At 47.7% G+C, this 752-nt stretch carries 1 pseudogene; it reads right to left on the minus strand.

The window, feature by feature from the left end:
* Nucleotides 1-752 (minus strand): annotated as a pseudogene (locus tag R7O13_RS26460) (DNA mismatch repair protein MutL); the annotation flags it as partial.

The following is a 752-nucleotide window of genomic DNA, read 5'->3' on the forward strand; positions in this document are numbered from 1 at the left end:
GTTGTTACCTGCTCAGCAAGCCAATCGATTAGCGCAGGAAGCGTCTGAGTTGACGCCTTTTCTCCCTTCATCCACGTTTGCGCGTAAGATAACAGATCTGGTACTAAATTTTGTAAGTTTTGTTGGCGTAATGGTGCTGGCACGCCCATGACCATTAGCGCTTTATCATTTCTGGCTTTTAATTGGATACCCAACTGAGCAAAGTCTTGTTGATAATCTTGTGCCAACTTCACTAAGTCAGTGTCCAACTTCATCGACAACGGTACTAATAAAGGCTGCGCTTTTAACGCTCCTTCACTTGGCGTCAACTGACCTTTGGTGCGATAGAACTCAGATCGAGGTAATGAAACTAATGCTACGCCGCTGTCGCTGCTCATCAGAACCAATTGTTCATCCACAACGACCAACGCTTTCCCCAACGCTGTAACTTGAGGCAAACTCACTTCTCGAGCGGACTCTATCGATGTCGGTTGCTCAGCTTGTTGCGATTCGAAGTCGGGTGTTTTTAGCAGTTCATGGTAAGCGTGGACTTCTCGCTTGCTTGGTGCAGGTTCAGCATGACGCTCTTTACCTACATTTGGTTTAGGCGCAGGTTTGGACTCAATCCAATCCGTTCGCTTAAAGGAGTCTGCAATGCGTGCTTCACGCACAGATGAATCACTCGGCGCACGATCGCGTGGCTTTATCTCATAATCAGTACGTCCAGGGTACGTAGGCGTTTTATCAATCGCTTGATACACACGCTCTGGGAC

Source organism: Vibrio sp. Y176 (assembly GCF_033438945.1).